Origin of the sequence: Rickettsia endosymbiont of Ixodes scapularis (assembly GCF_000160735.1) — a bacterium.
Classification (GTDB): Bacteria; Pseudomonadota; Alphaproteobacteria; order Rickettsiales; family Rickettsiaceae; genus Rickettsia; species Rickettsia tamurae.
Genome location: NZ_CM000770.1, coordinates 1235533 through 1243515, shown reverse-complemented (window position 1 = coordinate 1243515; position 7983 = coordinate 1235533). Strand labels below are relative to the sequence as shown.

Sequence of the window (7983 nt, the reverse complement as noted above, 5' to 3'; positions counted from 1 at the left end):
AATAAAATAGAGTTCTTCCGCTTTAGTAGGGGTTTAAAAGAAAGTAAAATATTGTTGAAAGAGCAGTTGGAATCATTTGAGTTTGTACAAATATCAAAGCTTGCTTTAACAATTTTTGATGTATTCGGTAAGCAATTAAAGCTTATAGTGAAAAGTCAAGAATTCGATATTTTAACGCCAAGCCAGTTGTTAAATACTATTATAGAATGCGGGAAAAAAGGTATAAACATCCAGCGTTTTAAGGGTCTTGGTGAGATGAATTCCGACCAACTATGGGAAACTACTCTTGCCCCTGCAAAAAGAACTTTGCTTCAGGTAAGAGTTGTGGAAGTCGATGAAGCAGAGGGCATTTTCTCTACTTTAATGGGTGACGTTGTTGAACCTCGCAGATTATTTATTCAAGCGAATGCTTTAAATGTCGTGAATTTGGATGTGTAGTATAATCGGTGTCATACCGTGGCTTGACCACGGTATCCAGAAAATAACTAAAAATACTAATAATATTAGTATTTTTAACTGGATCCCGCGATCAAGTCGTGGGATGACAATATAATCAGTTTCTCCTCGCAATGACGTTACAATTTTATCAAAATAATTTATGCAAAAATTAATTATTCACGGCGGTAAGCCTCTTGAAGGTAGTATTAATATTAGCGGTGCTAAAAATGCCGTGTTACCTATTATGGCGGCATCTATTCTTACCGATAAACTACATATTACTAATGTTCCAAAATTAACGGATGTTAGTACTATGAAAGATTTGCTAAGAAGTCACGGAGCGGATATTGAAATAATAGAACACCAAGATGAATTTGAGCTTATAATTAATACCGGAAATATAAATAACTTTACTGCAGATTATGAAATAGTCCGTAAAATGAGAGCATCGATTTGGGTGCTTGGTCCTTTGCTTACCAAATACGGTAAAGCAAAAGTATCGCTTCCGGGTGGTTGTGCTATTGGAGCAAGGCAAGTAGATTTGCATATTGCCGTATTAAAAGCTATGGGAGCTACGATTGAAATAGAAGACGGTTATATTAACGCTTCAAGTAAAGGACGCTTAAAAGGTACTCATTTTGTTTTTGATAAAGTTTCTGTAGGTGCTACGATTAATGCAATACTTGCAGCTGTTTTAGCAGAGGGAGAAACTGTGCTTTTTAATTGCGGTCGAGAGCCGGAGATAGTTGATTTATGTAATTGTCTTATTAAAATGGGAGCCGATATTGCAGGTGTCGGCACTAGCGAAATAACGATTAAAGGTAAAGATTCTTTAAATAAAGCGAGCTATAAAGTACTTTCTGATCGTATTGAAGCCGGTACTTATATGTTTGCGGCAGCTATTACTAAAGGTGATGTGAAAATTTGTGGAATTGATTACCATATTATAGAAAATATAGCTTTAAAACTCATCGAAACGGGTATAAAAGTCGTGCCGATCAATAACGGAGTCCAAGTAACTTATGAAGGGAAGTTAAATTCAGTTGATTTAGAAACTAATCCCTATCCTGGGTTTGCCACAGATTTACAAGCACAATTTATGAGTCTTATGACGCTTAGCAACGGTGTTTCAATAATCACCGAAAATATTTTTGAAAATCGTTTCATGCATGTCCCTGAATTATGTAGGATGGGAGCAGATATAGTAGTACGAGGTAATAAGGCGGTCGTCCGAGGTGTAGAAATGTTAAAAGGAGCGGAAGTTATGGCAAGTGACCTTAGAGCTTCGGTATCGCTAATACTCGTCGGTCTTAGTACTAATAGCAAAACCGTATTACATCGAATATATCACTTAGATCGTGGCTTCCAAGATTTAGAAAAAAAATTAAGTAATTGCGGTGCGGATATAAAAAGAGTATAATATACTCGATCAACTTCAAAAATTGGCTGCGTCGTTCTACAAGGTCTGCGGTACTCACGTATTAAGTATACGTTCCGTTCCTCGACTTGTGAACTCTTTGCTCTTTTTGAAGTTGATCTTCGTATACTCATTTCTTATTTATTCGTAGTATATTATTTTTAACGGAGAAAATTATGGCAAGAATTACAGCAGAAGATTGTAATAAAATTATATCGGATAGGTTTCGGCTTGTTGTTCTAGCAACAAGATATGCTAAATTATTAAATTATAAAGTAGAAACTAGTCAAATAAAAAAAGAAAAGCGTGATAAACCTCCTGTTATCTCATTACGTAGAATTGCTGCCGGAAAAGTATCGGTAGCCCAGTTAGAACAAGACTTAATAAACAGTCTGCGTACAAGAACTATGATAGAGCCTCTTGTTAATCAAGATGAATCAGAAGATGTAGAAGAAAAATTTGAGTATTTACCTGAAGTTTATATCGGGGAAGATTATTCTGATTTAGATGATCAAATCTTTATTGATGAGAATGGCGAAGATTATGAAACCGATAAGTAAATGCTTATCGGTGTCGGTACTGATATAGTACAAATTCCTAGAATCGAAAAGATATTACATTTATATCCGGAACTTTTTGCTAAAAAAATTCTAGCTTCAAAGGAATTAAAACAGTTTGCTTTGTTGGATAAAACAAACTGTGCTGCTTTTTTAGCCAAGCGTTTTGCTGCTAAAGAGGCTGTTAGTAAAGCCTTTGGAGTCGGTATAGGTCAAGGTATAAATTTTAAAGATATTACTATACTAAATGATGATTTAGGCAAGCCTATAGTAGAAGTTAGTTCAAACTATACAAACAAACCCCCTCCTTTTAATATTCACCTTTCTCTTTCTGATGATTATCCTGTATGCGTAGCATTTGCTGTGATTGAGAGTAGTTATAATGTTATGCCTGCGTAGATCAGTTTTTCCGTCATTGCAAGGAAATTACGAAGTAATCTCAGGATTTTGTTATTATTTCATGAGATTGCCACGCAGCCTATGGCTGCTGCTCGCAATGACGATTTGCTATCCACGCAACAATACCCACTCGCAATGACAAAATATAAAATATAAATTACGATCCGGCTTTGCTATCTGCTTTAGGTAACATGATTTTTAAATCAGCTTTAGCTTCTAAATCAGAAATATATTTCTTTAGTACTTCTGCAGCTAATATATTATCAATAGTTATTTTTGCTTCTTCTTTTGTTGGAATAGGCACAGGTTTTTTCTCAAGCACTTTGATAATATGCCAACCGAAATCGGTTTTTACAGGAGTTGAAACTTCATTTACTTTTAAAGCAAAAGCTTTCTTTTCAAATTCCGGTACTAACTGCCCAGGTTGATTTAGTAGAATGTAACCGATAACGCCGCCGTTTGAAGCTGAAGCTTTATCAAGAGATGACTCTTCTGCAAGCTTAGTGAAATTTCCGCCTTTGCTTAATTTGGTCTTTATATCGTTAGCTTCTTTTTGGGATTTAACTAAAATATGAGCAACTTTTATTTGCTCTTTACCTTTAAGATTACTGACATATTTAGTATATTCGTCATCAAACATCTTATCTGTAATGTTAGATTTTATGTAATTTGCTAGTAATTCTTGTTGAGCTAATTGATTTTTTGCATTTTTAAGTTTTTCTTGGAATTCTTTAGATGAAGTAATGTTTGATTTAGTAACTTCTTCTTTTAACAAAAGATTATTAACATAAATTTTTATTAATTTTTCCTGATCTTGCGGCGGAAAATCATCAAAATTTTTGATTGTTTCACCTGATTGAAGATTAAGCTGAGGCTTAAATTCTTTCATAATTTGCGATTCTTTTACTTCACCGCCTTTATAGGTAGCAACTACTTTGTCTTTATTGGCAAAAGCAATACCGGAAAGCATGCTAACTGATAAAAAATATAACAGATAATTTTTTCATTTATGACTCATAATTGTGTTAAACATAAGCTTAAATTTTATAAAAATAATATATAACCGTCAACAGCTATTTGAGAATATTTTATTTATTAATAATAATTTACAAATATTTGTAGTAAAAAAATGCCTTTCAATAAAAAATTATTCATTTAAATAAAATTATAACATTTGATAATTTTATAAAATATACCTATATTTTTAAGTACTAAAATACTAAAAATATCATAAGGACTTTAATGCTTTATATTTTAAAAAAACTTTTCGGTACTGCAAATGATCGTACTGTAAAAAAACTATTTTCCGAAATTACAAAAATTAACTCGCTTGAGCCTGCTATACAAAAATTATCAGACGAGGAGTTGAAGAATAAAACTGTAGAGTTTAAAGAAAAGCTTAAAAACGGAGCAACTTTAGACGATATAGTATATGAGGCGTTTGCGGTAGTTAGGGAAGCGGCTAGAAGAGTTTGCGGTATGCGTCATTTTGACGTTCAGCTTATAGGTGGTCTTATATTACATAGAGGCATGATTACCGAAATGCGTACCGGTGAGGGTAAGACCTTAGTTGCAACGCTTCCTGCTTACTTAAATGCTTTAACCGGAAAAGGCGTACATGTTGTAACTGTGAATGATTATTTGGTAAGCCGTGATTCTGCTTCCATGGGTAAAATTTACAATTTTTTAGGTTTATCGGTTGGATGTATTGTTGCCGGTATGCCTGATAAAGCAAAACGAGCTGCCTATAATGCCGATATTACCCATGCAACAAATAATGAACTCGGTTTCGACTATTTAAGGGATAATATGAAGTATAGTTTGCAAGAGCGAGTACTTCGTCCTTTTAATTTTGCTATCATCGATGAGGTTGATTCGATTTTGATAGATGAAGCAAGAACTCCGCTAGTTATCTCAGGTCCGGTTAATGATAATTCAGAATTATACGGTAAAATTGATAAAATTGTACGCCTGCTTAATGCAAGTGATTTTGAAAAAGACGAAAAATTAAAAACTATCAATTTAACGGAAACCGGCATTACGCATATAGAATCGCTTTTAAGTAAAGAAAATATTATAAAACCTGATACCGGTTTATATGATTTTGAGAATTTAACTTTAGTACATTATGTTAACCAAGCCTTAAGAGCTCATAATATGTTTACTGTTGATGTAGATTATTTGGTGCGTGAAGGTAAAGTAATGATTATTGATGAATTTACCGGTCGTGTAATGGAAGGGCGTAGATATTCAGAAGGCCTACATCAAGCATTAGAAGCAAAAGAAAATGTGAAAATTCAAAATGAAAACCAAACTCTTGCATCCATTACTTTCCAAAATTATTTCCGTAATTATCCTAAATTATCGGGTATGACCGGTACGGCTATGACCGAAGCACCCGAACTAAAAGACATATATAATCTCGATGTGGTCGCAGTCCCAACCCATAATAAAGTCACAAGGCTTGACCTTGATGACGAGATTTACGGTAGTAAAAAAGAAAAATATGATGCTATCTTAAAGCTGATTAAGGATTGTTACGATCGTGGTCAGCCTATACTTGTCGGTACGATAAGCATAGAAAAGTCAGAAGAACTTTCAAGCGTTTTAAATAAAGAAAAAATCCCTCATAAAGTATTAAACGCCAAATTTCATGAGCAGGAAGCTTTTATTATTGCTCAAGCAGGTAGGTTTAAGGCAGTAACGATTGCAACTAATATGGCAGGGCGAGGCACTGATATTATGCTTGGTGGTAACCCTGAAATGTTAATAGAGCAGCTGGATAAAGAACATAATTATGAAGCTAAAATAGCTGAAATAAAAGCTCAAATTGCCGAAGAAAAGAAGCAGGTTATTGAAGCAGGCGGCTTATTTGTGATAGGTACGGAAAGGCATGAAAGCCGTAGGATAGATAATCAGCTAAGAGGAAGATCAGGTAGACAAGGTGATCCTGGTAAAACTAAGTTTTTCCTATCGCTTGATGACGATTTAATGCGTATTTTTGCATCAGATCGTATATCAGGAGTTCTTAGAACGCTTGGATTGAAAGACGGAGAGGCTATCCACCATCCGATGATTAGTCGTTCACTTGAGAAAGCTCAGCAAAAAGTTGAAGGACATAACTACGAGATGCGTAAAAATTTATTACGTTTTGATGATGTAATGAATGACCAACGTAAGATAATATACGAGCAACGTACTGAAATTATTAAATCTAAAGATAGTCACGGTTTCTTAAATAGTACTACTGAGGAACTCGCCAAAAAGATAGTATTAACTTTCATGCCGGTAGGCTCTTATAGAGAAGATTGGGATATAGAAAATTTAAGCGTAGAATTACATCGTGTTTTTTCTATAAAATTTGATCATAATTTAGTAAGTAAAAATGATGTAACGGAAGAAGAAATCACGAAGACCGTTATACAAATGGCTCATGATATATATAAGTCAAAAGAAGAAGCCTATAGTAGCGAGTTAATGCATAATGCCGTAAAATATATTTTACTAACTACCCTTGATCAAGTTTGGAAAGATCATCTATATAGCTTAGATCATTTAAGACAAGGCATATCGCTTCGAGCTTATGCTCAAAAAGACCCTCTTAGCGAGTATAAAAGAGAAGCATTTAACTTATTCGAGCAGATGCTTAATAATTTAAAAGAATTATTTATTCAAACAGTATATCACTTCCATATCGACTTAAAACATGTTCAAAAAGAAGATGTTTCGCTTGAGCATAAAAAACTTCAGAAAAATATGCGTGAGAGTCGGGAAGATCCGGCATTTAGTAAATATAATGCAGGAAGTAGCTTTGAGACTGACCTTAAACCCGTCGTATCACGCATTGACCCAAAAGATAGAAACCCTGAAGATCCTACTAGTTGGGGTAGGGTATCTCGTAATGAGCTATGTCCGTGCGGTTCAGGCAAGAAATATAAATATTGTCATGGTGCAAATGAGTAGATGAAAACCACTTTACCCGAACGTTCTCTAAAAATCCAAGCTAGGCTTAATTTTATAGTGCAGCAAATTTTAGATATTGCACAAGATAAAATCGCTATGATTATCTTGTACGGCTCTTTTGCAAGAGGCGATTGGGTACGTGATCTWCCTAACGGTTACCATAGCGATACCAATATTTTGATAATTCTGAAAAAAGGTAAATATAAAGGGCATGCTACTTTAGGTTAGAAGATAATATATATAAAAGATTAGAAAAAACAGGAGTAATAAATCCTAAGCAAATTATTCCGTATGATTCATTAATATCGATAATTCTAGAGTCAATTGATGAAGTAAATAGACAGTTGGAGATAGGGCGTTATTTTTACACGGATATAAAAAAAGAAGGTATTCTTTTATATAATAGTGGTGAATTTACCTTAAGCGAAGCTAAGGAGTTACCTTGGAGCGAGATGAAAGAAATTGCTAAAGTTATTATAAAGAATGGTTTAAACATGCTAACGAATGTCTTATTGATGTTCATAATATTTTGCTAAGAGGTAATTTAAATAAATGTGCTTTTGAGTTACATCAAGCTACGGAAAGTCTTTATAGCACTATTTTATTAGTTTTTTCAAACTATAAACCAAAGCTACATGATATAGAAAAATTAGGTAGTATGGCAGAAAATTATAATAGTGAGTTATTGCAATTATTTCCTATAGCAACCCCGGATCAAAAAGAATGTTTTGAGTTGCTTCAAAAAGTTATATTGACGTAAGATATGATAAAAACTATAAGATTACAAAAGAACAACTTTTATATTTAATAGATAGAGTAGAAAAACTGAAAGAAATCACCGAAAGAATCTGCGCGGCAAGAATTAATCAGTAGGAGTTTAAGTGTCATGCCTAGCTTAGTATTGTCTGCGTGGATCGATTTTACCCCTGTCATCCCGTGGTTTGACCACGGGATGACACAGTGGGTTTTACTGCTCCACGCAAGCAAGCCTTTTGCAGCAATGACAATAGGCTCTTTATCACCTTTAAGAAATACAAATTATAAATAAGTAGAATTATGATAAAGGAACTATTAAAGCGTAATTTAACTCTGTTATCAAAAGATATAAAGTCTTATGTAAATCGATATGGTTTTGAAAATGTTTTAAAAGAGTTTATCTTTCTTGATAAAGTGGGCGTAGTAAGGAGTTTAAATGAATTACGTGCGGTA

Annotated in this window: 4 protein-coding genes and 3 pseudogenes; 6 read left to right on the top strand and 1 reads right to left on the bottom strand. The window is 33.9% G+C overall.

Going from position 1 to position 7983, the window contains the following annotated elements; translation table 11 throughout:
- The 4 genes and pseudogenes from REIS_RS06310 to acpS all read left to right on the top strand — a co-directional run.
- Positions 1–438, top strand: a pseudogene (locus tag REIS_RS06310) (DNA gyrase subunit B); the annotation flags it as partial.
- 160 nt (positions 439–598) lie between these two features.
- Entirely contained in the window at positions 599–1858 is a 1260-nt protein-coding gene (murA, locus tag REIS_RS06305) for a UDP-N-acetylglucosamine 1-carboxyvinyltransferase (RefSeq protein ID WP_008580418.1), read from the top strand.
- A gap of 173 nt (positions 1859–2031) precedes the next feature.
- Positions 2032–2415 (top strand): DNA-directed RNA polymerase subunit omega, encoded by a 384-nt coding sequence (gene rpoZ / locus REIS_RS06300; RefSeq protein ID WP_008580417.1) that lies wholly within the window; start codon positions 2032–2034, stop codon positions 2413–2415.
- Complete coding sequence (gene acpS / locus REIS_RS06295; protein WP_008580416.1) at positions 2416–2811, top strand: holo-ACP synthase; 396 nt, start codon at positions 2416–2418, stop codon at positions 2809–2811.
- A gap of 157 nt (positions 2812–2968) precedes the next feature.
- On the opposite strand, the pseudogene REIS_RS06290 reads toward acpS, so the two are convergent.
- Positions 2969–3818: pseudogene (locus tag REIS_RS06290) on the bottom strand (peptidylprolyl isomerase).
- 235 nt (positions 3819–4053) lie between these two features.
- Between REIS_RS06290 and secA the strand changes: the two are divergent.
- On the top strand, positions 4054–6774 hold the full coding sequence (gene secA, locus REIS_RS06285) for a preprotein translocase subunit SecA (protein ID WP_008580413.1): 2721 nt from the start codon (positions 4054–4056) through the stop codon (positions 6772–6774).
- Positions 6775–7647, top strand: a pseudogene (locus REIS_RS17375) (HEPN domain-containing protein).
- Positions 7648–7983 lie beyond the last annotated feature (336 nt).